The sequence below is a fragment of the Streptomyces sp. NRRL F-6676 genome (assembly GCF_000725625.1).
GTDB lineage: Bacteria > Actinomycetota > Actinomycetes > Streptomycetales > Streptomycetaceae > Streptomyces.
The window spans coordinates 92,791-116,709 of record NZ_JOHS01000011.1; the positions used below are offsets into that span (position 1 = coordinate 92,791).

General features: G+C 71.6%; 25 protein-coding genes and 1 tRNA gene. 14 read left to right on the forward strand and 12 right to left on the reverse strand.

Going from position 1 to position 23,919, the window contains the following annotated elements:
- The first annotated feature begins 119 nt into the window (after window positions 1-119).
- The 13 genes from IO29_RS11185 (at window position 120) to IO29_RS11245 (ending at window position 12,350) form a co-directional block, all read left to right on the forward strand.
- Window positions 120-533, forward strand: a complete 414-nt coding sequence (locus IO29_RS11185; RefSeq protein ID WP_030382351.1) for an NADH-quinone oxidoreductase subunit A — start codon at window positions 120-122, stop codon at window positions 531-533.
- Window positions 524-1,369 (forward strand): NADH-quinone oxidoreductase subunit B, encoded by an 846-nt coding sequence (locus tag IO29_RS11190; protein ID WP_030993914.1) that lies wholly within the window; start codon window positions 524-526, stop codon window positions 1,367-1,369. Before IO29_RS11185 ends, IO29_RS11190 begins: the two co-directional genes overlap by 10 nt.
- Window positions 1,366-2,739, forward strand: a complete 1,374-nt coding sequence (locus tag IO29_RS11195) for an NADH-quinone oxidoreductase subunit C (RefSeq protein WP_030382349.1) — start codon at window positions 1,366-1,368, stop codon at window positions 2,737-2,739. Before IO29_RS11190 ends, IO29_RS11195 begins: the two co-directional genes overlap by 4 nt.
- Window positions 2,736-3,704, forward strand: coding sequence for a complex I subunit 1/NuoH family protein (locus IO29_RS11200; RefSeq protein ID WP_030382348.1), 969 nt, complete (start codon window positions 2,736-2,738; stop codon window positions 3,702-3,704). Before IO29_RS11195 ends, IO29_RS11200 begins: the two co-directional genes overlap by 4 nt.
- The gene (locus tag IO29_RS11205; protein ID WP_030382347.1) at window positions 3,704-4,264 is read left to right on the forward strand and encodes a NuoI/complex I 23 kDa subunit family protein; all 561 of its coding nucleotides are present in this window, start codon (window positions 3,704-3,706) and stop codon (window positions 4,262-4,264) included. The genes IO29_RS11200 and IO29_RS11205 overlap by 1 nt, the downstream gene beginning before the upstream one ends.
- The gene (locus IO29_RS11210; RefSeq protein WP_030382346.1) at window positions 4,261-4,914 is read left to right on the forward strand and encodes an NADH-quinone oxidoreductase subunit J family protein; all 654 of its coding nucleotides are present in this window, start codon (window positions 4,261-4,263) and stop codon (window positions 4,912-4,914) included. Before IO29_RS11205 ends, IO29_RS11210 begins: the two co-directional genes overlap by 4 nt.
- Complete coding sequence (gene nuoK / locus IO29_RS11215; protein WP_030382345.1) at window positions 4,914-5,369, forward strand: NADH-quinone oxidoreductase subunit NuoK; 456 nt, start codon at window positions 4,914-4,916, stop codon at window positions 5,367-5,369. The genes IO29_RS11210 and nuoK overlap by 1 nt, the downstream gene beginning before the upstream one ends.
- On the forward strand, window positions 5,366-7,357 hold the full coding sequence (locus IO29_RS11220) for an NADH-quinone oxidoreductase subunit 5 family protein (RefSeq protein ID WP_030382344.1): 1,992 nt from the start codon (window positions 5,366-5,368) through the stop codon (window positions 7,355-7,357). Before nuoK ends, IO29_RS11220 begins: the two co-directional genes overlap by 4 nt.
- Window positions 7,358-7,363: 6 nt before the next feature.
- Window positions 7,364-8,938 (forward strand): complex I subunit 4 family protein, encoded by a 1,575-nt coding sequence (locus IO29_RS11225; protein WP_030382343.1) that lies wholly within the window; start codon window positions 7,364-7,366, stop codon window positions 8,936-8,938.
- The gene (locus tag IO29_RS11230) at window positions 8,935-10,446 is read left to right on the forward strand and encodes an NADH-quinone oxidoreductase subunit N (protein ID WP_030382342.1); all 1,512 of its coding nucleotides are present in this window, start codon (window positions 8,935-8,937) and stop codon (window positions 10,444-10,446) included. The genes IO29_RS11225 and IO29_RS11230 overlap by 4 nt, the downstream gene beginning before the upstream one ends.
- Before the next feature lie 169 nt (window positions 10,447-10,615).
- Window positions 10,616-11,479, forward strand: a complete 864-nt coding sequence (gene htpX, locus IO29_RS11235; protein ID WP_030382341.1) for a zinc metalloprotease HtpX — start codon at window positions 10,616-10,618, stop codon at window positions 11,477-11,479.
- A complete protein-coding gene (locus tag IO29_RS11240; protein ID WP_030382340.1) occupies window positions 11,476-11,868 on the forward strand; it encodes a YccF domain-containing protein in 393 nt (130 codons plus the stop codon). The genes htpX and IO29_RS11240 overlap by 4 nt, the downstream gene beginning before the upstream one ends.
- 215 nt (window positions 11,869-12,083) lie before the next feature.
- Window positions 12,084-12,350 carry a GlsB/YeaQ/YmgE family stress response membrane protein gene (locus IO29_RS11245; RefSeq protein WP_030382339.1) on the forward strand — a complete coding sequence of 89 codons (267 nt, stop codon included), beginning with the start codon at window positions 12,084-12,086 and terminating at the stop codon, window positions 12,348-12,350.
- A gap of 112 nt (window positions 12,351-12,462) precedes the next feature.
- Here the strand turns inward: IO29_RS11245 and IO29_RS11250 are convergent, their stop codons facing one another.
- A complete protein-coding gene (locus IO29_RS11250) occupies window positions 12,463-12,951 on the reverse strand; it encodes a YajQ family cyclic di-GMP-binding protein (protein WP_030382338.1) in 489 nt (162 codons plus the stop codon).
- A 208-nt stretch (window positions 12,952-13,159) separates the two neighbouring features.
- On the opposite strand from IO29_RS11250, the gene IO29_RS11255 reads away from it, so the two are divergent.
- Window positions 13,160-13,241 (forward strand) — tRNA-Tyr (locus IO29_RS11255).
- Window positions 13,242-13,404: 163 nt separating this feature from the next.
- Here IO29_RS11255 and IO29_RS11260 read toward each other — a convergent pair.
- The 11 genes from IO29_RS11260 to IO29_RS11310 form a co-directional block, all read right to left on the reverse strand.
- Window positions 13,405-14,772 carry a tyrosine-type recombinase/integrase gene (locus IO29_RS11260; protein WP_030382337.1) on the reverse strand — a complete coding sequence of 456 codons (1,368 nt, stop codon included), beginning with the start codon at window positions 14,770-14,772 and terminating at the stop codon, window positions 13,405-13,407.
- Between the two features lie 72 nt (window positions 14,773-14,844).
- On the reverse strand, window positions 14,845-15,033 hold the full coding sequence (locus tag IO29_RS11265) for a helix-turn-helix transcriptional regulator (RefSeq protein ID WP_030382336.1): 189 nt from the start codon (window positions 15,031-15,033) through the stop codon (window positions 14,845-14,847).
- A gap of 472 nt (window positions 15,034-15,505) precedes the next feature.
- Window positions 15,506-16,981 carry a hypothetical protein gene (locus IO29_RS11270; protein ID WP_030382335.1) on the reverse strand — a complete coding sequence of 492 codons (1,476 nt, stop codon included), beginning with the start codon at window positions 16,979-16,981 and terminating at the stop codon, window positions 15,506-15,508.
- A gap of 3 nt (window positions 16,982-16,984) precedes the next feature.
- A complete protein-coding gene (locus IO29_RS11275; protein ID WP_051707478.1) occupies window positions 16,985-17,851 on the reverse strand; it encodes a bifunctional DNA primase/polymerase in 867 nt (288 codons plus the stop codon).
- A gap of 88 nt (window positions 17,852-17,939) precedes the next feature.
- A complete protein-coding gene (locus tag IO29_RS11280) occupies window positions 17,940-19,142 on the reverse strand; it encodes a DNA cytosine methyltransferase (RefSeq protein WP_030993915.1) in 1,203 nt (400 codons plus the stop codon).
- Between the two features lie 88 nt (window positions 19,143-19,230).
- A complete protein-coding gene (locus tag IO29_RS11285; protein ID WP_030382332.1) occupies window positions 19,231-19,740 on the reverse strand; it encodes a hypothetical protein in 510 nt (169 codons plus the stop codon).
- Between the two features lie 9 nt (window positions 19,741-19,749).
- Window positions 19,750-20,544, reverse strand: a complete 795-nt coding sequence (locus IO29_RS11290) for a deazapurine DNA modification protein DpdA family protein (protein ID WP_030382331.1) — start codon at window positions 20,542-20,544, stop codon at window positions 19,750-19,752.
- 10 nt (window positions 20,545-20,554) lie between these two features.
- The gene (locus tag IO29_RS11295; RefSeq protein ID WP_033225097.1) at window positions 20,555-21,010 is read right to left on the reverse strand and encodes a hypothetical protein; all 456 of its coding nucleotides are present in this window, start codon (window positions 21,008-21,010) and stop codon (window positions 20,555-20,557) included.
- 11 nt (window positions 21,011-21,021) lie between these two features.
- The gene (locus IO29_RS11300) at window positions 21,022-21,210 is read right to left on the reverse strand and encodes a hypothetical protein (RefSeq protein ID WP_030382329.1); all 189 of its coding nucleotides are present in this window, start codon (window positions 21,208-21,210) and stop codon (window positions 21,022-21,024) included.
- A 24-nt stretch (window positions 21,211-21,234) separates the two neighbouring features.
- Window positions 21,235-21,486, reverse strand: coding sequence for a hypothetical protein (locus IO29_RS11305; RefSeq protein ID WP_030382328.1), 252 nt, complete (start codon window positions 21,484-21,486; stop codon window positions 21,235-21,237).
- A 141-nt stretch (window positions 21,487-21,627) separates the two neighbouring features.
- On the reverse strand, window positions 21,628-23,898 hold the full coding sequence (locus tag IO29_RS11310; protein ID WP_030382327.1) for a cell division protein FtsK: 2,271 nt from the start codon (window positions 23,896-23,898) through the stop codon (window positions 21,628-21,630).
- Window positions 23,899-23,919 lie beyond the last annotated feature (21 nt).

The following is a 23,919-nucleotide window of genomic DNA, read 5'->3' on the forward strand; positions in this document are numbered from 1 at the left end:
GAAGTCGCAGAAGTCACGAGGTCAGGGAGCGAGGGGCGGGCGTGCCGGAGCCGGAACAGCCGGGACAGACGGTCGTCGTCGCGGCGGACCACTTGTCCTCCTACGTCGCGGCGGACCACTTGTCCTCCTACGTCGCGGCGGACCACTTCTCCTCCTACGTCGCGGCGGACTACTTCTCCTCCTACTCGGTCGTCGGACTGCTCGCCGTCGTGGGCGTGCTCTTCGTCGCCGTCGCCTTCGGCGCCAACCGGCTGCTGCGTCCGGCCGTGCCCACGCCCGAGAAACTCCTGACGTACGAGTGCGGCGTCGACCCCGTCGGCGAGGGCTGGGCCCACACCCAGGTCCGCTACTACGTCTACGCGTTCCTCTACGTGATCTTCGCGGTCGACTCGATCTTCCTCTTCCCGTGGGCGACGGTGTTCGCCGCACCCGGCTACGGCGCGGCGACCCTCGTCGAGATGTTCCTCTTCCTCGGCTTCCTGGCCGTCGGACTGCTCTACGCGTACAAGAAGGGCGTCCTGACATGGACGTGACCCCCACCGCTTCCGGCGGCTCCCAGCCGGTGTTCCTGCCGGATCCCGCGCCGGCCTCCTCCGGGTCGACGGCCTCTTCCGGGCCGTCGGGCGCGCTCGAGCCCCGGCGGCTCGGCACGCTGGCGCGGCTGGCGCCCGAACCCATGAAGGTGGTCCTGAACTGGGGCCGCCGCTACTCGCTCTGGGTCTTCAACTTCGGACTCGCCTGCTGCGCCATCGAGTTCATCGCCGCGTCGATGTCCCGCCACGACTTCATGCGGCTCGGCGTGATCCCCTTCGCGCCGGGTCCCCGCCAGGCCGACCTGATGGTCGTCTCCGGCACGGTGACGGACAAGATGGCGCCCGCCGTGAAGCGGCTGTACGAGCAGATGCCCGAGCCGAAGTACGTCATCTCCTTCGGCGCCTGCTCCAACTGCGGCGGCCCGTACTGGGACTCGTACGCCGTCACCAAGGGCGTCGACCAGATCATCCCCGTCGACGTCTACGTCCCCGGCTGCCCGCCCCGCCCGGAGGCGCTGCTCCAGGGGATCATCAAGCTCCAGGAGAAGATCGCCCGCGAGTCCCTGGGGGAGCGGTACGGGGAGGGCCCGGGCGCCGGGCCGCGCCCGTCGACGGCCGCGCTGCGGTCGGGACTGGTACGGCCTCCGGCGGCGGCCGGGGGCACGGAGCAGGCCGGGGGTACGGAGCAGGCCGGGGACACGGAGCCGGCCGGGACCGTTGGGGGTGCCGTGAGCGGCGGGGCCGCCGGGGGTGCCGCGAGCGGCGGGGCCGCTGAGGGGTCCGAAGGCGCCGGTCGTTCCGAGGGCGCTGAGGGTTCCGGGGGAGGCGCGCGATGACCGAGGCCGGCTGGCTGCCCGCCCCCGTCGGTGAGCTCTTCGGCCCGGACGCCACGGCCGAGGAGTCGTACGACCTCCTCACCGTCGACGTACCGCCCACCGCGTGGATCACCGCCCTGCGCACCGCCCGTGACACCCTCGGCTGCACCTACTTCGACTGGCTCAGCGCGGTCGACGAACCGGGCACCGGCTTCCGCGTCTCCGCCCACGTGGTGGCCCTCTCCCCGGTGCGGCGCCTGCTCGTCCGTACGACCGTCCCGCACGAGGCCCCCGTCCTGCCCACCGCCGTGGACGTCTACGCGGGCGCCGGCTGGCACGAGCGCGAGACCCACGAGATGTTCGGCGTCGGCTTCGAGGGCCACCCGGCCCTCGACCACCTGCTGCTCCCCGAGACCTTCGAGGGACACCCGCTGCGCAAGGACTTCGTCCTCGCCGCCCGCGTCGCCAAGGCGTGGCCGGGCGCGAAGGAGCCGGGGGAGTCGGAGCACGGCGGGCCCAAGCGCCGCCAGATGCTGCCCCCGGGCGTCCCCGACCCCAACGAGTGGGGCCCGCTGAAGGGGCAGCTCCCGGCCGCCCCGGCCCGCCCGGCACGCGGCGCCCGCGCGGCCGGCGACCGCCCCGCCCGCACCCCGGGCGAACGCCCCCCACGCCGCACCCGCACGGCGAGCCAGGGCTCGGCGAGCCAGGCCCCGGAGGCGACGGCTCCCGGCACGGCGACGCCCGACGCGACGTCGGCACCCGACGCGACGTCGGCGACGGACGTGACGTCGGCACCCGACGCGACGACGACGCCCGACGCGACGACGACACCCGCAGGGCCGACGGAGCCGCAGCCGACGGAGGGCACCGCCCCCGCACGGCCGCCCCGCCGTGCCCGCTCGGCGGGCGAGGGCTCGGCCTCGCAGCGCCCCGGGGCCGGAGAGGAGACCCCGGCCGGCCCGCGCCGTACCCGCACCGCGAGCGGCGGCTCGGCCTCCCGGCGCACGGAGCCGGATGCCACCGGGCCGGCGGCGCTTCCGGACCGGGCGGCCGGAAGCGACAACCCGGGCGACGGCGCGGCCCCGGCCGGGAACGCGAACCCCACCGAGGACACGAACCCCACCGGGGACACGAACCCCGCTCCCCGCAGCTCCGACGCCCCCTGGCACCACGCCCGCCCGGCCTTCGAGGACCCCACCCCCGAACCGCCCGCCGAGCCCACCGCCGAACCGCCCGCCGACACGCGCCCGGAGCAAGCCGCTCCCGGCCCGGAGCAAGCCGCTCCCGGCCCGGAGGACCGGACCTCCGCCCCGGACCGGACCTCCGCCCCGGAGAACCGGACCTCCGCCCCGGACGACGACGACCGCCCCACCCCCGGAGGCACGCAGTGAACGACGCCCTCGACGTCGCCCTGCGACTCCTCGTCGTCTTCGTCGTCTTCCTGACCTTCCCCCTGATCGTCGGCCAGACCGAGCACAAGGTGATGGCCCACATGCAGGGCCGCCTCGGCCCCATGTACGCCGGCGGCTTCCACGGCTGGGCCCAACTCGTCGCCGACGGCGTGAAGTTCGCCCAGAAGGAGAACGTCGTCCCGGCCGACGCCGACCGCCGTGTCTTCCAGCTCGCCCCGGCCGTCGCGCTGCTGCCCTACCTCCTCGTCCTGCTGGTCATCCCGGTCGGCCCCGGCGAGGGGGCCGTCGGCCAGGCCGTCGACGCGGGCATCTTCTTCGTGCTCGCCGTCATGGGCATCGGCGTCCTCGGCTCGCTCATGGCCGGCTGGGCCTCCGCCAACAAGTACTCCCTCCTCGGCGGCCTGCGCACCGCCGCGCAGCTCCTGTCCTACGAACTCCCGATGCTGCTCACCGCGGCCTCCGTGGCGATGGCGGCCGGCACCGTCTCGCTCACCGGCATCCTCGACGCCTTCGAGTGGTGGTGGCTGCCCTGGCAGATCGTCGGCGCGCTGGTCTTCTTCGTCGCCGGACTGGCCGAACTCCAGCGCCCCCCGTTCGACATGCCCGTCGCCGACTCGGAGATCATCTTCGGCGCGTACACCGAGTACACCGGCCTGCGCTTCGCCCTGTTCCTCCTCGCCGAGTACGCCGGCATCGTCGTCCTGTGCGGTCTGACCACCGTCCTCTTCCTGGGCGGCTGGCACGGCCCCTGGGGCGCCGACGGCCTCGGCTGGGTCTGGACCCTGCTCAAGACCGCCGTCCTCGCCTTCGTCGTCATCTGGCTCCGCGTCACCTACCCCCGGCTGCGCGAGGACCAGTTGCAGAAGCTCTCCTGGACCGTCCTCGTCCCCCTCGCCCTCGCCCAGATCGCCCTCACCGGCGTCGTCAAGGTGGTGATCTCCTGATGTCCCCCCTTCCCGGCGCAGGACTGGCCAAGGGGCTGGCCGTCACCCTGCGCACGATGACGAAGAAGACCGTCACCGCGCAGTACCCGGACGCCCAGCCCGAACTCCCGCCCCGCAGCCGCGGCGTGATCGGACTGTTCGAGGAGAACTGCACGGTCTGCATGTTGTGCGCCCGCGAGTGCCCGGACTGGTGCATCTACATCGACTCCCACAAGGAGACGGTCCCGCCGGCCGCCCCCGGGGGCCGCGAACGCAGCCGCAACGTCCTCGACCGCTTCGCCATCGACTTCTCCCTGTGCATGTACTGCGGTATCTGCATCGAGGTCTGTCCTTTCGACGCCCTGTTCTGGTCCCCGGAGTTCGAGTACGCCGAGACCGACATCCGCGACCTCACCCACGAGCGCGACAAGCTCCGCGAGTGGATGTGGACCGTCCCGGCCCCGCCCGCCCTCGACCTCGGCGCGGAGGAGCCAAAGGAGATCGCCGCCGCCCGCAAGACCGCCGACAAACTCGCGACCGCCCTGGCCGAGGCACCCACCCCGCAGGAAGGCGAGTCGTGACCCTCCCCGCAGCCGCCGCCACCGCGGCGCACGCCGCGACGACCGCCGCCACCGCGGAGACCCACGGGTTCCTCTCCCCGACCGGCGTCGAGATCGCCTTCCTCCTCGTCGGCCTGGTCACCCTCGGCGCCGCCCTGGTCACCGTCACCACCCGGCAGCTCGTGCACGCCGCCCTGTGGCTGGTGGTGTCCCTCGGCGGACTCGCCGTCGAGTACCTCCTGCTCACCGCCGAGTTCATCGCCTGGGTGCAGGTCCTCATCTACGTCGGTTCCGTCGTCGTCCTCCTCCTGTTCGGTCTGATGCTCACCCGCGCCCCCATCGGCCGCTCCCCGGACGCCGACTCCGGCAACCGCTGGGCCGCGCTCACCGTGGCCGTCGCCGCCGCGGCCGCCCTCGTCTGGGTGGTCGTCGACGCCTTCCGCACCACCTGGGTCGACCTGGACGGCGCCCCCGCCGGCTCCACCGAGGTCACCGGCGAGGCCCTGTTCCAGAACTGGGTCCTCCCCTTCGAGGCCCTCTCCGTCCTCCTCCTCGCCGCCCTCGTCGGCGCGATCGTCCTGTCCCGCAAGGCCAAGGCCGACGCCGCCACGCCCCCCGCCGTCCCGGGCGCCCGCGACGGCCGGCGGCGGGCCGAGGAAGGTGTCCGCTGATGCACCTCGCCTATCCCGCCGTGCTCTCCGCCCTCCTGTTCTGCACCGGCCTGTACGGCGTCCTCGCCCGGCGCAACGCGATCCTGGTCCTGATGTCGGTCGAGCTGATGCTCAACGCCGTCAACCTCAACCTCGTCGCCTTCGACGTCTGGCTCGACCGCGCCGCCCGCGACCACCTCCACTCCGGCCAGGCCCTGACCCTGTTCACCATCGCCATCGCCGCCGCCGAGATCGGCATCGGCCTGGCGATCGTCCTCGCCGTGCACCGCAACCGCGGCACCTCCGACATCGACAAGCTCCGCGACACCGCCGAACTCCCCGGCCCCGACGACCCGTCCGGCGACGACCGGGGCCCCGGCGGAGCCGGCGGGTCCGACGGCGGCCCCGACGGCGACGATCACGACAGCGACGGCCCGGCAGCCACCGCGGCCCAGAAGGCTGAGGCCACCGCGTGACCACGACCACCCTCGCCGTCCTCGTCCCCCTCCTCCCCTTCCTCGGCGCCGCGGCCGGCCTGCTCCTCGGCCGCACCGCCCCCGCCTTCGTCCGTCCCCTCGCCGTCCTGCCGACCCTCGCGGCGTTCGTCCTGGCCGTACTGGTCGCGGCCCGCCAGGGCGGCGACGGCGCGGTCGACGCCGCCACCGAACTCACCCCCACCGGCTCGGTCCCCATCGAGCTCGCCCTGCACATCGACGGCTTCGCCGCCCTCGTCGCCGTCCTCGTCGGCACCGTCGCCACCTGTGTGCAGCTCTACTCGACCGGCTACCTGCGCCACGACCCGCGCTACCCCTCCTACGCCGCCCTCGTCTCCCTCTTCACCTCCGCGATGCTGCTCGTCGTCTACTCCGGCGACCTGATGGTGCTGCTGGTCGGCTGGGAGATCATGGGCATCTGCTCCTACTTCCTGGTCGGCCACTACTGGGAGACCCCCGAGGCCCGCGCAGCCTCGATCAAGGCCTTCCTGGTGACCAAACTCGGTGACGTCCCCTTCCTCATCGGCCTGCTCGCCCTCGCCTCCGACACCGGCTCCTTCCGCCTGACGAAGATCCTCGGCGCCGTCGCACACGGCGGGCTCGACCACCCGACCCTGATCGCCCTGCTGCTCCTGGCCGGCGTGGCGGGCAAGTCGGCGCAGTTCCCGCTGCACACCTGGCTCCCCGACGCGATGGCCGGTCCCACCCCGGTCTCCGCGCTGATCCACGCCGCGACCATGGTCGCCGCCGGCATCTACTTCGTCGCCCGCCTCCTTCCGGTCTTCGAGGCCTCCCGGGCCGCGATGGTCGTCCTCGCCGTCATGGCCGCCGTCACCATGGCCGGCTCGGCACTCGCCGCGCTCGCCCAGGACGACATCAAACGCGTCCTCGCCTACTCGACGATCGGCCAGCTCGGCTATCTCAGCGGCGCCCTCGCCGTCGGCGACCGCGGCGCCGCCGTCTTCCACCTCCTTGCTCACGGCGCCTTCAAGGCGCTCCTCTTCCTCGCCGCCGGCGTCGTCATCCACGCCGCCGGCACCAACTCGCTGGCCGCCATGTCCCGCATGGGCAACCTGCGCGCCCGCGTCCCCGACGCCTTCTGGACGATGACCGTGGCGCTGCTCGCCCTCGCCGCGATCCCGCCGTTCAGCGGCTTCTTCTCCAAGGAGGCCGTCCTCGGCGCCGCCGAGCACGTGGCCACCGGCCACACCGCGCACGCCCCCGGCGCCGCGGGCTGGATCGTCCTGATCGCCGGCCTGTTCACCGCCCTCCTCACCGGTGCCTACGCCACCCGCCTGTGGCTGCTCGCCTTCCACGGCCGCGGCACCGAGGCCCCGGACCACGGCCGGCAGCCCGTCGTCATGAACGCCGTGCTGTGGGTGCTCGCCGTCCCCTCCCTCGCCTTCGGCCTCGCCTACGGCGTGCTGCCCGACTGGTTCGACGGCCGGGACCTGACGCCCACCCTCCAGACCGCCGTCCTCGGCACCGGCCTCGCCCTGGTCGGCGTGGTCGTCACCTACGGCGCCTGGCGGCACACCAGCGCCCTCGCGGCCCGCACCCCGCTCGGCGCCGTCGCCGCGCACCCCGAGGGCGACGCGGCCGAGGTGGAGGCCGAGGCCATCGCCAGCCACACCCCCGCCTACGGCGACGTGGCCTCCGCGCCCGACCCGGCGGACCCCGGACGGCTGCTGCTCGGTCCACTGCACCGCCCCGCGGCCGCCGGCTTCCGCCTCGACGCCGTCTACACGGCGCTCTTCGTCCGCCCCGTCCAGGCCGGCGCACGGCTCGTCCGGTTCCTCGACCGCGCGGTCGTCGACACCTACGTCCAGGGCGCGGGCGCCCTGCCCCGCCTGCTGGGCGGTGCCGTACGGCGGGCCCAGACCGGCAATGTGCAGACCTATGTGAGCGCGCTGCTCGCCGGCACCGTCGTCCTGACGGTCGCCGCCGTCCTCGTCGCCACGGGAGCGTGAGCAGGCGTGATCGATATCAGCGAGTCCGTGATGCAGTTCCTTCTGGCGTTCCTCGTCGTCGCCCCGCTCCTCGGGGCGCTCGCCGCCCTCCTGCCGGCGCCCCCCGGACTGAAGGGGAAGTCACCCGAGCAGGCCGTGCTGCGGCACGGTGTGACCGTGACCGGCGCCGTCCTCATCGCGGCGATCGTCCTCGCGCTCGGCTTCGACCACGACCAGCCGTCGAAGATGCAGGCCACGACCGACATCAGCTGGATCCCCGCACTCCACGTGCGCCTCCACCTCGGCGTCGACGGCATCTCCCTCCCCCTTCTGGTCCTGACCGCGCTGCTGACCTTCCTCTGCGCGCTCTACTCCTACTTCAAGCTGCCCGCGGGCCCGTCCCCGAAGGCGTTCGTCGCCCTGCTGCTCCTGCTCGAGGGCGGCACCCTTGCCACCTTCGCCGTTCTCGACCTGGTGCTGTTCTTCCTCGCCTTCGAGACCGTGCTCATCCCGATGTATTTCCTCATCGCCCGCTGGGGCGGTGCGGACCGGACCCGGGCCGCCTGGCGCTTCATCCTCTACACCCTGCTCGGATCCGTGATCATGCTGCTCGGCCTGCTCCTGATCGGGCTCAAGGCGGGCACGTTCGACATGATGGCACTCGCCACTGACAACGGCCGGTCACTCTCCGCATCCGTGCAGGTCATCGCCGTTCTGGCGATCGGGATCGGGCTCGCGGTGAAGACGCCAATGTGGCCGCTGCACAGCTGGCTGCCCGACGCGCACACCGCCGCGCCCACCGTCGGCTCGGTCCTGCTGGCCGGTGTCCTGCTGAAGATGGGTACGTACGGGTTCGTCCGCATTCTGCTGCCCATCGCGCCGCACGGATTCCACACCTTCGCGCCCTACCTCGCCGCCCTCGCCGTCGCCGGGATCATCTACGGCTCCCTGGCCTGCCTCGCGCTGGCCCGGCGGGGCGCGAAGGGCGATCTCAAGCGCCTGATCGCCTACTCCTCCGTCGGCCACATGGGCTTCGTGCTGCTCGGCATCGCGACCATGACCCCGACCGGCGTCAACGGCGCCCTCTTCGCCAACATCGCCCACGGCCTCATCACCGGCCTGCTGTTCTTCCTGGTCGGCGGGGTGAAGGACCGCACCGGCACCATCGACCTCGACACCCTCGCCAAGGGCGCCGGAGCCGCGCTCTACGGCCGGGCGCCCCGGCTCGGCGGACTGCTCGCCTTCGCCGCCGTCGCCTCCCTCGGCCTGCCCGGGCTCGCCGGGTTCTGGGGCGAGATGCTCGCGCTGTTCGGGGCGTTCGACCCGGCCGCAGGCCTCAGCCGCCCCGCCTTCCTCACCTTCATGGCGATCGCCGCGTTCGGCACCCTGCTCACCGCCGGATACATGCTCGTCGTGGTCCGCCGCGTCTGCATGGGCGCCGTACCGCAGGAGGCCCCAGCACTCGCCGACGTCCACACGTTCGAGTTCGCGGCCTGGACCCCGCTCGTCGTCCTCACCGTCGTCGCCGGCCTGTGGCCCAAGGCCCTCCTCGGCCTGACCGACCCGGCCGTGCAGCAGCTCCTCGCAGGAGGCACCCGATGAGTCCCCTCGCCGCCTCCGCGGTCCAGTCCGTCGACTGGCTCGCGCTCGCGCCCACCGTGCTCACCGCCGCCGTGGGACTCGTCGTGCTGGTGGCCGACCTCTTCCTCACCGAGTCCAGGAAGCCCCTGCTCGGCTGGGTCTCGGTGGCCGGTCTCGCCGCCGCCGGCCTCCTGCTGCTGCCCCTCCTGGACGGCGACCGCGCCACCTTCTGCATGAAGGGCTCCACGCGCGCGTGCAGCTACACCGTGGACACCTTCACCCTCGTCATCCAGTTCCTCGTCCTCGGCGGCGCCCTCCTCGCGGCGCTGCTCTCGGTCACCGCCCTCAAGGACTCCGACCGCGGCCTGCCCGAGGGCGAGTACTGGTTCCTGCTGCTGTCCTCCGCCGCCGGCGCCGCCCTGCTGCCCGCCTCCCGCGACCTGGCCACCCTCGTCGTCGCCCTGGAGGTCGCCTCCCTGCCCGCGTTCGCCCTCGTCGGCCTGCGCCACGGCGACCGGAAGTCCTCCGAGGCGGCCCTGAAGTTCTTCCTCTCCTCGGTGACCGCGACGGCCGTCACCCTCATGGGCATCAGCTTCCTCTACGCCACCACCGGCACCCTCTACCTCACCGAGCTCGCCGGCCGCGTCCAGCACGTCGACGGCCAGTTCCACACCCTCGCCCAGGCCGGCGTCGTCCTCACCCTGGTCGGCTTCGCCTTCAAGACCGCCGCCGTGCCGTTCCACTTCTGGGTGCCCGACACCTATGTGGGCGCGCCCCTGCCGATCGCCGCCTATCTGTCGGTCGTCGGCAAGGCGGTCGGCTTCACCGGCCTCATCCTGGTCACCGTCGTCGCCCTGCCCTCGTACGCCGACGTCTGGGGCCCCGCGCTCGCCGCCCTCGCCGCGCTCACCATGACCGTCGGCAACGTCGGCGCCCTGCGGCAGAGCGCCACGCGCGCGTACAGCGCGGTACGCCTGCTCGCCTGGTCCTCCGTCGGCCAGGCCGGCTACCTCCTGGTGCCGATCGCCGCGGCCGCCTACTCCAAGGACACCGACCGCGCCGTCGGCTCGACCGTCGCCTACGCCCTCATGTACGCGGCCGTCAACCTCGGCGCCTTCGCCGTCGCCGCCCTCGTCGGCCGCGCCCACGCCCGCAACCGCGTCGCCGACTACCGCGGCCTGTACGCCACCAACCCGCTCACCGCGCTGCTGCTGGCCTTCTTCCTGCTCTGCCTGGCCGGACTGCCCCCGGGCGTCATCGGCTTGTTCGCCAAGGTCACCGTGTTCTCCGCGGCCGTCGACGCGGGCCTCGGCTGGCTCGCCGTCGTCATGGCCGTCAACGTCGTGATCGCCCTCTTCTACTACCTGAAGTGGACGGCGCTGCTCTTCCGCGCCCCCGACGGCGACCCCGTACGGCACCCGCTGCCGGCCCCGCTCACCGCCGCGCTCGCCCTCACCGGCGTCGTCGGCATCGCCCTGTCCGGCGCCCCCCAGCTGGTCCTGCGCTTCTCCGACACCGGGCTGTTCTGACGCGTCACCCGTACGCCACGGGTACGCCCCCGCGCGCACAAGGGAACTCGCCCACCCCGTCTGGCGTTGACCAGACCGGGAGGATCCACTGAGAAGTGGCGTCAACAGCATCCGTCGACAGCATCCCCAGACAAAGGGTTCCCCTGCCGCACGACTTGGAGGGCGTACCGTGCACCGCCGGCACAACGGGATCAGGACCGCAGTTCTCCTCGGGGGGCTGTCCGCACTCATCATCGTCATCGGCTCGCTCTTCGGGCGCACCGGCCTGATCGTGGCGGTCCTGGTCGCCCTCGGCACCAACGCGTACGCGTACTGGAACAGCGACAAGCTCGCCCTGCGCGCGATGCGCGCCCGCCCGGTCAGCGAGTTCGAGGCCCCCGCCCTCTACCGCATGGTGCGCGAACTCTCCACCGAGGCCCGCCAGCCCATGCCCCGCCTGTACATCTCGCCCACCGAGGCCCCCAACGCGTTCGCCACCGGCCGCAACCCGCGCAACGCCGCGGTGTGCTGCACCGACGGCATCCTGCGCCTGCTGGACGCACGGGAGCTGCGCGGCGTGATCGGCCACGAACTGAGCCACGTCTACAACCGCGACATCCTGATCTCCTCCGTCGCGGGCGCCCTCGCCTCCGTGATCATGTTCCTGGTCAACTTCGCCTGGCTGATCCCGATCGGCCGCTCCGAGGACGACGACGGACCCGGCCTCCTCGGCATGCTGATGATCATGCTCCTCGGCCCGCTCGCCGCCACCCTCATCCAGCTCGCCATCAGCCGCTCCCGGGAGTACGAGGCGGACGCCTCCGGCGCCCAGCTCACCGGCGACCCGCTGGCCCTGGCGAGCGCCCTGCGCAAGCTGGAGACGGGCACCAAGCAGCTCCCGCTGCCGCCCGAGCCGCGCATCGAGACGGCCAGCCATATGATGATCGCCAACCCGTTCCGGCCCGGTCAGGGGCTCTCGAAACTGTTCTCCACCCATCCGCCGATGGCGGAGCGCATCACCCGACTCGAACAAATGGCAGGTCGACAGCGGTGAAGACCATTCTGAACGTCATCTGGCTGATACTGAGCGGCTTCTGGCTGTTCCTGGGCTATCTGTTCGCCGGCGTACTGCTCTGCATCACGATCATCGGCATCCCGTTCGGTATAGCGGCGTTCCGTATCGGCGTCTACGCGCTGTGGCCGTTCGGCTATACGACGGTGGAGCGGCGCGACGCGGGCGCCCCGTCCTGCGTCGGCAACGTGCTGTGGCTGGTGCTCGCCGGCTGGTGGCTGGCGCTCGCCCACATCGTCACCGGCGTCATGCTGTGCCTCACGATCATCGGGATCCCGTTCGGCATCGCCAACTTCAAGCTCATACCCGTCTCCCTGGTGCCGCTGGGCCGCGAGATCGTCTGCACGGACCAGCCCTTCGCGACGCGCTGACGGCACCCGCACACCGGACGCCGCCGGCACGGGCGACGGCCGGGCGCCGACTGCAACCGCGGACGCGGCGGAGACCGTCCTCCCCGACAAGAGCACCACGTCGCAGGCACGAGGCGGGAAGACGCAGGGCGGCCCGAGACAACCGCACCCGGCCGGGACGCGACTCCACGGCGCGGGCACAGCACAGGCACAGCGCGGAGAGGCAGGCTGAGGGCATGACCATTGTCGGCTGGATCATTCTGGGGCTGCTGGCGGGAGCCATCGCCAAGTTCCTGCTCCCGGGCAAGGACCCGGGCGGCTTCGTGGGCACCACCCTCATCGGCGTCGCGGGCGCCTTCATCGGCGGCTGGATCTCCGCCCGGTGGCTGGACCACACGATCACCAAGAACTTCTTCGACAGCGCCACCTGGGCGGCGGCGATCGGCGGCTCCCTGGTGCTGCTGATCGTCTACCGCATCCTGTTCGGCGACTCCCGCCGCTGAGCACGCACGGACCACGCCGGAGGGCGGGCACCCCGCGCAGGGGGCGCCCGCCCTCTCCCGGTTCACCGGCGGCCGAAGGCCACCGGCCCTCACCGGCGGCCGAGGATCCGCGTCACCGGTAGTTGACGAACTGAAGTGCGAAGTCGAAGTCCCTGCCCTTGAGGAGGGCGATGACGGCCTGGAGGTCGTCCCGGCTCTTGGAGCTGACGCGCAGCTCGTCACCCTGCACCTGGGCCTTCACGCCCTTGGGCCCCTCGTCACGGATGATCTTCGCCACCTTCTTGGCGTTGTCCTGGGAGATGCCCTCCTCGATGGAGGCGAAGATCTTGTACTCCTTGCCGGAGAGCTGCGGCTCGCCGGCGTCCAGCGCCTTGAGCGAGATCCCGCGCTTGACCAGCTTCGACTGGAAGACGTCGAGGATGGCCTTCACCCGCTCCTCGGAGTTCGCCTGCATCAGGATCTTCTCGCCGGACCAGGCGATCGAGGCGCCGACGTTCTTGAAGTCGTAGCGCTGGGAGATCTCCTTGCCGGCCTGGTTGAGGGCGTTGTCGACCTCCTGCCGCTCGACCTTCGAGACGATGTCGAAACTGGAGTCGGCCATGTCCTGTGGCTCCTTGTATCGGGTGGATCGGGGGCGTACGCGACGGTCCCGGCACGCGCCGCGGACCGGGGCCGCATCCGCATAAGCCTAGTCACCCGAGGCACCCCCGGTACTGATCAACCGAGTGGCGGAGCACCCCCCTGCATCAGGTATCGTTTACGTCGTTGCCACGGAGCACCGCACGAGCGGCCTCCACGGCGATCACCCCGGCGGTGTGCCCGAGCGGCCAAAGGGAGCAGACTGTAAATCTGCCGGCTCAGCCTTCCCAGGTTCGAATCCTGGCGCCGCCACACGACCGAAAGGGTCTGTGACCAGCAGCAATGCTGATCGCAGACCCTTTCGTCGTTCCCGGGGAGCACGCAGCCCTTTTGAGCGGTATTTCCCGGTGTGTCTCACCCTGACTCGCGTGCTGACCAGCCCGTGTGGGGCAGACGTGGGGCAGCGTCCGGGCCCCTAACCGCCGTTCCTCAGCGCCTGCTCGATGCGCGCGTTCGCCGTGGCGGCGGCACCGTCCAGGCACTTCGCGTAGACCCGGAACAGCACGGCCACGCTGTGCCCGGCGCGCGCGGCAACGACCTGCGGCTCAACACCCGAACTCAACCACGTCGACACGGCCGCATGACGAAGATCATAGGGACGCTTGGCCAACTGCGACGCGCGCTGAGCGGGGGTGAGCGCACGGGCGCGAGCCTCTGCCCACACCTCCCCATACCCGGTGTCCTGGACGAGCCCGCCCCGCGCGGTCCGGAACAGCCGGCCGTCGGGAGCCGTGCCGTACGCCGTGACGTGCCAGCGCAACAGGGCCACGAGATCCGGCGGAATCGGCACCGCGCGGACCGCTTTCCGGGGCCGGTGCTTGAGGCCGCGCCGGTCGTGCGCTTCACCGCTGTCCGTCCATGCGGACCCGGACCGCGGGCGGGTCTCTCGGAGCCGAAGCGTCCCCCACCCACGGCGGGGAAGGTCGCAGTCCTGTAGACGCAATCCGATGACTTCCGCCGGCCGCGCCGCCGCGTAGTACATGCAGCCGAAGAACGCCACGAGACGGCGCCCCCGGGCGCTCTGTGTCCGCACGGCATCGAGCAGGGCGAGAGCCTGCCGGGGATCGGGAACAGAGGCGGGGTCCAATTCCTCCGACACCTGTTCAGGAGCTTTCCACTGCACCTGTGGCAATGGATTGTCCGTCAGGCGGCCGGCGTCGACGGCGTAGCCGAGCGCGTTATGGAAGATGGCCCGCTTCCGCCGGATGGTCGACGCGGAAGCGGTCGTGCCGTCCAACTTCCTGGTCAGGGCTTCCAGAGCCGCGCGCACTCGCATGCGGTCGGCCAGGGCGGAGGTGGGCAGGGATTTACGCTCGAACCAGTCGAGTACCTTCGCCACTTCGGCCGGCGGTTCCTCGTTGCGGCGGCTCACGTTGAACGCCCAACTGTAGAGAGCCGTCCGCACCGTCCGGGGGTCGGCCATTCCCTTGGTGTCCTTGACCAGAGCGGGCGTGACCGTGGCCATCGCTTCGGCGAGCGTCCGGCGAGTGGAGCCGGGGGAGTGCGTCCACTTCATCTCGATGTACTCGCGGGCGTGGCGGTACCAACTGACGTCGTCGCGCTCTCGCAGCTCTGCGAGCGGCAACCCCGTCGACTCGTCGAACGGCTCGCCGGCGTGGGCCGCCCGCAGCAACTCGGCCCGTCGGCCATCGGCCAGCGTCTTGGTGCGGAACGTCTGGGAGTGCGGGGTGTCGCCCGTCTTCCAGCGCAGTTCGGCGGAACTCTGCCCCCGGTCCTTCCGCTGCCGGACGGACCAAATCCGAACGTCGTACGTCTTCCCCATCGGGGGCCTTCCTGTGGGAAGGGGCCCGGCATGAGCCGGGCCCCTTGGGTCGTTGCTGAGTTGTTCTTCGCGCTATGCGGCGTCCTGCTCGCAGCGCTCCCACCACGCGTCAAGGTCGCTGCGGCGGCAACGGAGGTGCCCGTTCGGGAGCTTGATGAGCTTGGGTGCCTTGCCACGGGCGCGCATGCGGTAGAAGGCGGCGCGGCTCATCTCGATCTCTTCGAGGACTTCGGGGAGCTTGAGCATCTTGGGGGTGGCCAAGGCAAGGACTCCTTGTCAGGGTTCGCTGGGGAGGGAGAGCGGACTCCGGGGGCGTCCGCGTGTGTCCGAGGTGCGGATTTCTGCGTCACCGCGTCATCTGCGTCATTCACGCTCGTGACCTGCGGGTTTGAGTGACGCAGGGGGTACCGAGGTGCGTCATCGGTGACACAGGCGCGCGTCACCGGGGTGACGCGGGTGACGCGAGGTGACGCAGCCGCCGCCCTTCTGCGTCACCGCACTCTCGGCAGCTCACGGGCCGTTTGCCGTCCGTGGGTGACGCAGGTGACGCAGGGTCTCTTCTCTTCGGACAAGAGAGAGGGTGGTGTCTGTTGTAGTGCGCGGCTCAGAACGTGAAGAAGGAGCCGCTTCGCGGCGCGACCGTTGCAGGGCGGCGCCGCCGCCCGGACAGCAAGAAGAGCACGCCGTGCGCGGGTGCTCTTCTTGCTTGTGTCCGTGGCGGGCGTGCGGGCGGTCAGAACGCCGGTTCCTGCTCGTGCGGGGGCGGCGCCGGGGGCCGCGCCATCTCGATGTACCGCGCCGCCTTGGTGCGCCCCCAGTCAACGAGTACGCCCCGGGCGGCGAGGGTGGGCTGTAGACGCTTGAGGCGGTCCGAGAGCACCTTGCCGGTGGTCGGCCAGCCTTTGGGAAGGGGGCGGCACTCCTCGCCCGCGTAGAGGCCCGTGAGGGCGTGCAGCCACTCGGCAGAGGTCATGCGCTCCTCTGCCCCCGGCGCGAGGCCGGCGGCGTACTTCAGCACCGTCTGCGCCAGCAGGTCACCCTCGATGACGTCGTCGTTGAGGTCATCCAGACTGGCCCGGTAGGCGGCGAGCGCACCGAACCCGGTGGCTGCGTCGAGCTGCGCGCACAGGTGCGCGAAGTCCGCCATCCGCAGGTCGGTCGGGATGTCCGCTTCCGCCGCACGCACCTTGACCGTGAGATCAAGCAGAGAGCCGAGAATCACGGGCAGGGCCTGTGCGTACTCCGCCCACAGCTCCGCTTCCGTGCGCCGGAGCTTGGGCCGCTCCAACCGCAGAGGAAGGAGCCGTTCGGCAAGGTCGGGCCGGATCACGCCCACGTCGATCCCGGTGAGCAACAGGGGGCGGCGGTAGCGGGCGCGGACCACGTCCCCATCGGTGTACAGGGCACGCTTGACGGTCTCGGCCCCGGTGACGATGCAGCACATCGCGTCGGACAGGTCGGGAGCGAGGTGGGAGAGGTTGTCCAGGGCGGTGACCCATCCGGCGGCCACGGCCGCGATCAGGTTCTCTTCGTCCTTGGGGGCCCGTCGCAGGTCCCCGCTCATGCCCTCGATGATCCGTACGAGCATCCGGCCGCCCGTCGACTTGCCCGCGCCCTGGGGGCCGGTGAGGAACGGGGCGGGGACAGGAACGGACGGACCGAGACAGCCGACCAGCCACGCGAGGGCCAGGCACTCGGTCTCGGCGGTGGCGAAGTTGCACAGCCTCAGCAGGAGATCGATGCCCTTGCCGTCGGTGTCCTTGACCGGCGTGGGCAACTCGCCCGTGAGCTGCGTACGGCGCCAGCACACCTCTGCCGGGTCCGGGGTGCGGATGTCCCATCCGGTGGGGTGGATGCGGACGGACTGTCCGTCGTCGCGGCCCAGGTCCAACCACGTCGCCCCGTCGAACCCGGGCGCAACGCGGATGTGCACGGGCTGTACGTCCTGACTCAGGGCCAAGGCTTCGATCAAGTCGAGTGCCTCCTTCAAGGCGGTGCCGTTGAAGACGCCGTGTCCGTCGCGGAACAGTCCGACCATGAGTTCCTGCCGGTGGCTTCCCGTCGTGCCCTGGGAACGGATCGGGCGGGCCACGGGGTGGCCGTTCCTCTGCGCGTACACGGTGCCGTCAGCGGTGCGGAAGTACCGGAAGTGGCTCTGCGCGTAGTCCGCGATGACCTCGCGCGCCGGGTTCTTGTCGTCGTCGGACACGGATCACAACCCCAACCGGGTGCGGGCGTTGACCCACGCGTCGGTGCAGTGCCGGGCCGTCTCGCCCTTGGACTGCGCGGCGGCGAACAGCCGGGCAACGTGGGCGTCGGTGAGGCAGCCGCACCGGCCGTGCGCGGACAGCACCGCGAGGAACGTCCGGTAGACGGTCGCGTGCACCGCAGTGCTGGCTTCGGTGATGCGCTGCTCGGCCATGACGATGCCGCGTTCGAGGTAGGCGGGCGAGCGGTGAGGACAGTCGCCGCCGGCCCCCGCGGGTACGGTGACCGCCGGCGCCGGGCGGGCCGTCGGCAGTTCCTTCACGGCCAGCTGGCGGACGGCGTCCGGCAGGGCGGCCAGAGCGCCCGTGCCGGGTCCGAGGTAGCGGGCGTAGGCCATGGTCGACTTGAGGTCGACGCCGGGGCGCACGGCGTTGTGCGACGGCATGGCGCCCCGGTAGAGCCAGTGCTCACCGCGCGTCGTCGGCACGGTCCGCGTGGCGGGGAGGTTCTGCCGTGCCCAGTCGACGGCCGCCCGGTTGTCCAGGTCCACCACGGTCAGCCCGGCGGCGCCGGGGTGGTAGGCGACGCAGGCGGCCCGCCGCCATGCGGCCGTCCATGTCGGGGACGTGAGGGTGTCCAGGTCGGCGGTCGCGGCGGCCCACCCGTGGCACAGGCCGGGGCAGCGGCACGGGCCCGGCGTCTTCATGTTCGGCCGGCCGCCGCACGCGTTCTGCGCGCACCGGCGGCAGTTGCCGAACGGCACCTTGCCCTCGCGCAACGGCAGCACGGGCACGCCGACGGCGGCCAGTCCGAGTGCGACGGCCAACGGTGGCCGGCCGGGCGCTCGCCGGATGGGGGAGCGTTGAGTCATGCTGGATGCCTCCAACAGGTCTGTTGTGGACTGGTTGGCCGGGGCGACCGCGTGTCTTTGGCGAGAGGTGCGGTCGCCCCGGGCGTGTTCATGCAATGTCCAGCGCGAGCTGGGACGGGCCGCAGTCCATGGCTTCGGCCGTGAGGGTGGCCAGCAGCGCGCGGTAGGCGTGGGCGGCCTGGTGGATGACGACGCCGTTGCCGAGGATCTTGAGCTGGTCGGAGCGGGACAGGTTCAGGTCCGTGCCGGTGACCCAGCCGGTATCGGCGCCCATCATCCATTCGACGAATGCCGGGGACAGGCGGCGGTTGCCTTTGGTGCCGGGCTCGGTCGGCTCCGGGGCGGGGCGTCCGAGGATGGTTTCCCAGCGGCGGATGGCGGGTCCGTAGTCGGTGCCGTTGGTGGCCACCCAACGCCCCTCCGACGCCCTGGGCGTGGGTAGGAGGTTGACCACCACCTCGTTCAGCGGCCGGGAGTTGGTGCCGACCAGGTTGGAGGCGCCGGACTTCCAGTCACGGGCCGCCGGGGTGGGCAGCAGGGTGACGGCGGTGCGCAGGTTCATGCCGCCCTTGCGCTTGGGGGAGGTGCCGGGGCCGCCGGTCCCGTCGGCGGCGGCCGGGGTGGGCAGCAGCCTCAGCCCTCGGTCGGGGGCAGCAAGAAGACCACTTCGTCCTCCAGCGTGGGCCCGTGCCCCCCGGCGCGGCGCTTGTCCGGGTGCTGCGGGCCGCCGTTGCGGCTCAACTGCGAGGTGGGGGTCTTCAGCAGCGGGATACGCGAGGGCGAACCAGCGGTCACGCCGGTGGCAGGCTCCGACTTCGGGATCACCAGCGCGTAGGCACATCCACCGCGCGTCATACCCGATCGCGGCCAGGTCGGCGGCGACGACGTCGAGTCCGCGGCTTCGGATGGCGGCGACGTTTTCCAGGAAGACGAGTCGGGGTCGAAGGTGGCGAATGGCGCGGGCGACGGTTTTCCACAGTCCCGATCGGTCACCGGCGATCCCTTCCCGAGGTCCGGCGTTGGAGATGTCCTGGCAGGGGAAACCGGCGGTCAGCGCCGCCGGGCGCGGCAGGGAGGTGGACAGGGTGGGCCAGTCGACCGCCGTGATGTCTCCCAGGTTGCGGGTGTGGGGCAGGCGGGCGGCCAGCAGCCGGGAGGCGGCCGGGTCCTTCTCCGCGACCACGGTCGCGGGCAGGCCGGTGACGGCTTCCACGGCCAGGTCCAGTGCACCGGAGCCGGTGCACAAGCTGACGCTGCCGCCCTCCGGCGGCACGCCGTGAGCATGGGTCATGCTGGATGCCTCCAACAGGTCTGTTGTGGACTGGTTGGCCGGGGCGACCGCGTGTCTTTGGCGAGAGGTGCGGTCGCCCCGGGCGTGGCTAGTGGTGCGTGGCCCAGTGGGCGTATTCCTGGCGGACGTAGCCGCGGGGGTCGGCGGCCGTGGCCGGGTGTTCGGGCCAGTAGGGGGCGCCGTGGTAGTCGCCGGGGCCGCCTCGGTCGTGCTCGATGAGGCGGCGGGCCGCTTCGGTGGCCACCTCGGACGCGTCGCCGGGGGCGCCATCCTGTTCGTCGCTCAGCGCGATGCGGTCCAACAGCGCGGCCTTGCGAAGCCAGAACTCACGGCCCAGCTCTGTGCCGAACGGCTTGTCGGCGGCCGTCTGCGCGGTCCATCCGATCTCGCGGACCATGCTGGGGGCGAGCGCGTACGCGTCTTCCGGGGTGGGCCACGGTCCCGGCTCGGGGCGGTGGTCGGCGGTGAGGTAGAGGCGGACGCGGTCGCTGCCGCGGGCCGGGTACCGGCGGACGGTTCCGGCCGCGAACGCGCCGCTGAGTGCGGCGGTGACGCGGTCGGTGTCGTCGGACTCGCAGATGATGCGGATTTCGAACATGGCTGCCTTTCAGGCTGCGTCGAGGAGGGGCTGTTGCCAGGGCGGCAGGGTGGCCAGAAGGCGGGTGCGCCAGTGCAGGGCGTAGTCGAGGCAGTTGGCGCAGTTCTTGTGCGGGTGGCCGGGCAGTGGGGGCCGGTAGCGGGCGTGGGAGCTCCACGCGGCGGAGTCGGCAGAGGCGAGCAGGTGCCCCACGCGCTGCAGACCGAGGATTTTGAAGCCGAAGCCGTGCAGTTTGAGCCCGTGGGCGGCCATGGCGGTGACGATGGCGGCGCCCTGGCGGGTGGACTGCAAGCGGCAGACGGAGCCGAGTCCTACGGTCGGCTCGGCGCGTAGGTCGACGCCGGCCCGCTCGTACAGTTCTACGCACTGCTCGTACTCCGGGACTGTGCGGCCTTGCAGGACCGGGGCTATGCGGAGGTCGGGTGCGAGGGAGCGCAGTTCCAGGAAGTTGGCGACGGTACGGCGCTGGTGCTCCGCCACGCTGAGGTGGGTTCCCACGAAGGTGAGCGGGCCGGCGGTGCCGCCGTGGATGATGAGGTCTTCACACATCCAGTCCTGTGGTGCTGCCCAGTCGTAGGGGCCGACGCATTCCCAGATGCGGCGCAGGTCCGCGATGTACTGGCGCGGGCTGCGGGTCCACTGGCCGTGGCGCTGGAGCTCCGAGAAGCCGCCGGAATCGACTGCGTACGGGCCACGGGCGGGATACAGCTTGGCTGCGGCGGCGAAGTGCTCGGACTTCAAGAACAGCGGCACGTCCGTCAGGCGGATCCAATGGCGTTTGTGGGTTGTCAGGTAGAACCGCACGCACGCCCCCTCAGCCGTTGAAGGTGCTGCGCTTGATGACGGCCTTGCGGATGTTGACCGTGCTCCCGTTGCGTCCGCCGGTGATCCCACGCACGGGCAGACGCCAGGCGAGAACCGCGAGCGCGGCCCACATCAGCGCCCCGGAGCCGACCCCGGCGGCGGCGTTGACGATCTCGCCCACGCCGTAGCCAGCGCCGGCGGCCAGGGCGCCGCCGCCGATCCCGGCGCCGACGAAGCGCTGCGCGACGGGGTCGAGCAGGGGCAGCGGGGTGAGGTCGCGCGGCTCGGGGCGGACGATGGGGGCGGGGGCGAGGTGCTTGGGCATGGGGACCATGCGCCCGTACGCGTCGGGCACCCACACCACCAGCTCACGCTCAGCGGCCAGTTCGACCGCCGCCGGGGCGGGTGCGTAGGTTTCGGCCGGCGTGTGGTGGTGGGTGAGGGCGGGCGGTATCGGGTCGTTCACGGCGGTGCTCCTCACAGGTCGGGGAGCGCGGTGACGACGGCGCTCATGAGCTGGTTGACGGTGTCGGCGGCGCCGGTGGAAGCGAGGTAGAAGCCGAACATCACGGCGACGAACGCGGAACCGGCGCTGAGCGAGCGGGTGCGCAGCAGCAGGGCGAGCAGGGCGCCGAAGAGCAGGGCGAGTGAGATGGTCACGGCCATGGCCGGTGGTGTCCTTTCGGTGGGTCAGCGGGTTCCGGCGCGGTAGGTGTGGGCGGCGCGGTTGTAGAGCCAGCGGCCGGCGCGTATGCGCTTGCCGTGGCCCTTGCAGCGGCGGCAGGTCTTGCCGCGCTTGGGCCGTCCCTTGCGGTCGGTGGTGACGTGGAAGCCGAAGCCGTGGCACTTGCGGCAGGGGCCGAACGGGCTGGCCGCACACACACTCGCGTAACCGAGGGTGACGGCGAGCAGGAGTGCGATAGTGAGCAGGATCGGGGTCACGAGGGCCCTCCCGGGGCGGGTTTCGCGGGTTTTCGCAGGTGGGCCGCTATCGGCTAGCGGCCTGATCAGATGCGGTGTGGGCCGCTAGCAAGACCTCTAGCGCTAGAGGGTTGGCGCTCTAGCGCTAGAGGTCTCCCGGCGTCAGCCCGCGTCCCGGTTCCGGTCACGCTCTGCAATTGCGGTGACGATGTGGGCGCGCTCGAAGCCGGTGCGGTTGACGGTCTTGCCGTTGATCCGCCGGGCCACCTGCCCGGTGCTCACCCCGTACGGCTTGAGCGCGGTGGTGAGCTGACGCGCCTTGTCGGCCGGGGCCAGCTCGCCCCACGGCCCGTACTTCTCCGGGCGCAGTTCGGCGAGCCGGTCGACGGTGACGTCGTTCCACGGTTTGGCCTCGTCCGCCGGAACGACGGCAAGGATGTCCTCAAGCAGCGGATCGGCCACCTGGCGCCGCTCCGGGGCCTGCCCGGCGGCCAGGCCGCGCAGCGTGCCCGCGTCCGCGCGGGCCTTGCGGGCGCGCTCGCAGATGACGTCGGCGGCGGGGTTGTCGATGTAGTAGCCGCGCACGATCTGCGGTTCGTCGGCGGCGCCGGCCAGGTAGCCGATGCCCTTGTCGGAGCGGGTGAAGGAGGTGGCCCGGATGCCGTTTTTGTACATCGAGGTACCGAGGATCATGTCGTTCTCGATCTGGCCCATGACCCGCAGGCAGTACCGGGTACCGACGTTCGCGCTGATCGCGGTGGGCAGCGACTCCTTGTCCGGGCGCTGCGTGGCCAGCAGCAGGATCACCCCCAGGGCCCGGCCGCGCTTGATGATGGCCGTGCACAGCGCTCCGGCTTCCTTGCCGTACTTCTCGTGCGCGAACAGCTCCTGGCACTCGTCAATGGCGAGCACGAGCGGGTGCAGTCCGAGCGAGCGGTTGGCAGCCAGGGCGGGGGTGACCTTGTTCTCCGGGCACTTGTCCTTGGGCAGGGAGCTGATGACCTTGGCCCGGCGCTCCAGGTCCTTGTGCACGTAGCGGATGGAGTCCAGCGCGGCGGCGGCCGTCTCGTCGTCGGGCCCGGAACCGTAGTCGGCGGCCACCTTTTTCAGCGGCGCCAGGTCACCGGTGCCCTTCAGCTCCCACACCAGCAGCTCCGCCAGGACGTCCAGGGCGGCGGCCAGCAGCGGGGTACGCAGGGAGAACGTCTTGCCCATGCCGGGCATGGCGCCGATCAGCACGTTGTCGTACATCAGCGTTAGGTCGACGTTCCGGCCACGCTGATCGGTACCGAACGGCAGCGGCTTGAACAGCGACGCCGACCCCGAACGCGCCAGCGGCCAGGCAGGGGAGGGCACCTTGTTCAGGGCCCGGTCCCCCACCCACAGCACCATCCGACCCGCGTGCTCCTCCGGGACCGGCTCCGGCCACACGCAGCCCAGCGGACGGCGCAGACCGGACGCCAGCTTCTCCCGCCGGTCGAGGATGTCCGGGACGGTGACCCCGTACGGGAGGTCAACATCAGCGCGCCAGCCGGGGCCGTCACGGGTGATCGGCGCGGGGAAACGGATGCCCTCCCCGCCCTTGCCGAGCGCCTTGTTGATCTCGGCGATACCGAGCGAGCCGAGCGCGCGTTCGACAATGTTGGAGGTGAGCCGTTCCACCTCCGTGGTGACGACGGCGCGCGTGATGACGGGCTTGTCCGCCGGCGCTCCCAGGAAGCCGAACCCGGCCGTCAGCAGCGCCAGGGCCAGCACCTCCAGCCAGGCCGGGGCGAGCACGAACAGCACCAGGGCCAGCACGGGGCCGGTGATCAGGGCGAGCAGCATGACGATGCCGCGCAGCTTGACCCGGTTGTCGCGCTGCCGCGACAGCTTCAGGTACTCCTCGACGTTCTCGCGCCGCGCCGCGACCTGCCGCAACGGCTCGCCCTCGGTGTCGGCCACCCACCGCAGGGCGCCGCCCACGAACTTCGACACCCCCGCCGGAGCCCGGAATGCCAGCCGTGCGGAGTACCAGGGCAGCCGCACCGCGTGAAACGCGGTCGTGTGCCAGGCGTAGCCACCCAGCCAACCGGCCGCAGTGACGAACTCCGGCTTCGACTTCGCCCACGCGGGAATCACCGCGCGCCGCTGCCCCGACCGAAGCCGGTCCATCACTCCCGGACCGGCCGGAGCCGGACCGTCGACCATCACGGCCGACTCACCGTCCGACTCACCGTCCGACTCACCGCGCGGGTCGAAGCCGACCGAGTCGGCCGACGGGTCGGCGTTCGGGGCGGCCGACTCGGTCGGCCGGGAGTCGGCGGCCGGGTCGGCCGACTCGCCGCGCGCCGATCGGGCCTTGTTGAGGTCGACTACCTCGGCGCCAGAGTCGGTGGCCATCTCCGCTTCGAGTCGGTTGAACAGTTCATTGTCGTCGTCGGGGTGCTTCACTGAGGGTCCCTTCCAATGGGA

Bases quoted from the DNA above. Each gene is read 5' to 3' on its own strand.
- IO29_RS11250 (WP_030382338.1), bottom strand. From the start codon at position 12,951: ATGGCCGACTCCAGTTTCGACATCGTCTCGAAGGTCGAGCGGCAGGAG.
- IO29_RS11300 (WP_030382329.1), bottom strand. From the start codon at position 21,210: ATGGCCGTGACCATCTCACTCGCCCTGCTCTTCGGCGCCCTGCTCGCC.
- IO29_RS11190 (WP_030993914.1), top strand. From the start codon at position 524: ATGGACGTGACCCCCACCGCTTCCGGCGGCTCCCAGCCGGTGTTCCTG.
- IO29_RS11195 (WP_030382349.1), top strand. From the start codon at position 1,366: ATGACCGAGGCCGGCTGGCTGCCCGCCCCCGTCGGTGAGCTCTTCGGC.
- nuoK (WP_030382345.1), top strand. From the start codon at position 4,914: ATGCACCTCGCCTATCCCGCCGTGCTCTCCGCCCTCCTGTTCTGCACC.
- IO29_RS11285 (WP_030382332.1), bottom strand. From the start codon at position 19,740: ATGTTCGAAATCCGCATCATCTGCGAGTCCGACGACACCGACCGCGTC.
- IO29_RS11230 (WP_030382342.1), top strand. From the start codon at position 8,935: ATGAGTCCCCTCGCCGCCTCCGCGGTCCAGTCCGTCGACTGGCTCGCG.
- IO29_RS11260 (WP_030382337.1), bottom strand. From the start codon at position 14,772: ATGGGGAAGACGTACGACGTTCGGATTTGGTCCGTCCGGCAGCGGAAG.
- IO29_RS11280 (WP_030993915.1), bottom strand. From the start codon at position 19,142: ATGACCCATGCTCACGGCGTGCCGCCGGAGGGCGGCAGCGTCAGCTTG.
- IO29_RS11275 (WP_051707478.1), bottom strand. From the start codon at position 17,851: ATGACTCAACGCTCCCCCATCCGGCGAGCGCCCGGCCGGCCACCGTTG.
- IO29_RS11245 (WP_030382339.1), top strand. From the start codon at position 12,084: ATGACCATTGTCGGCTGGATCATTCTGGGGCTGCTGGCGGGAGCCATC.
- IO29_RS11205 (WP_030382347.1), top strand. From the start codon at position 3,704: ATGTCCCCCCTTCCCGGCGCAGGACTGGCCAAGGGGCTGGCCGTCACC.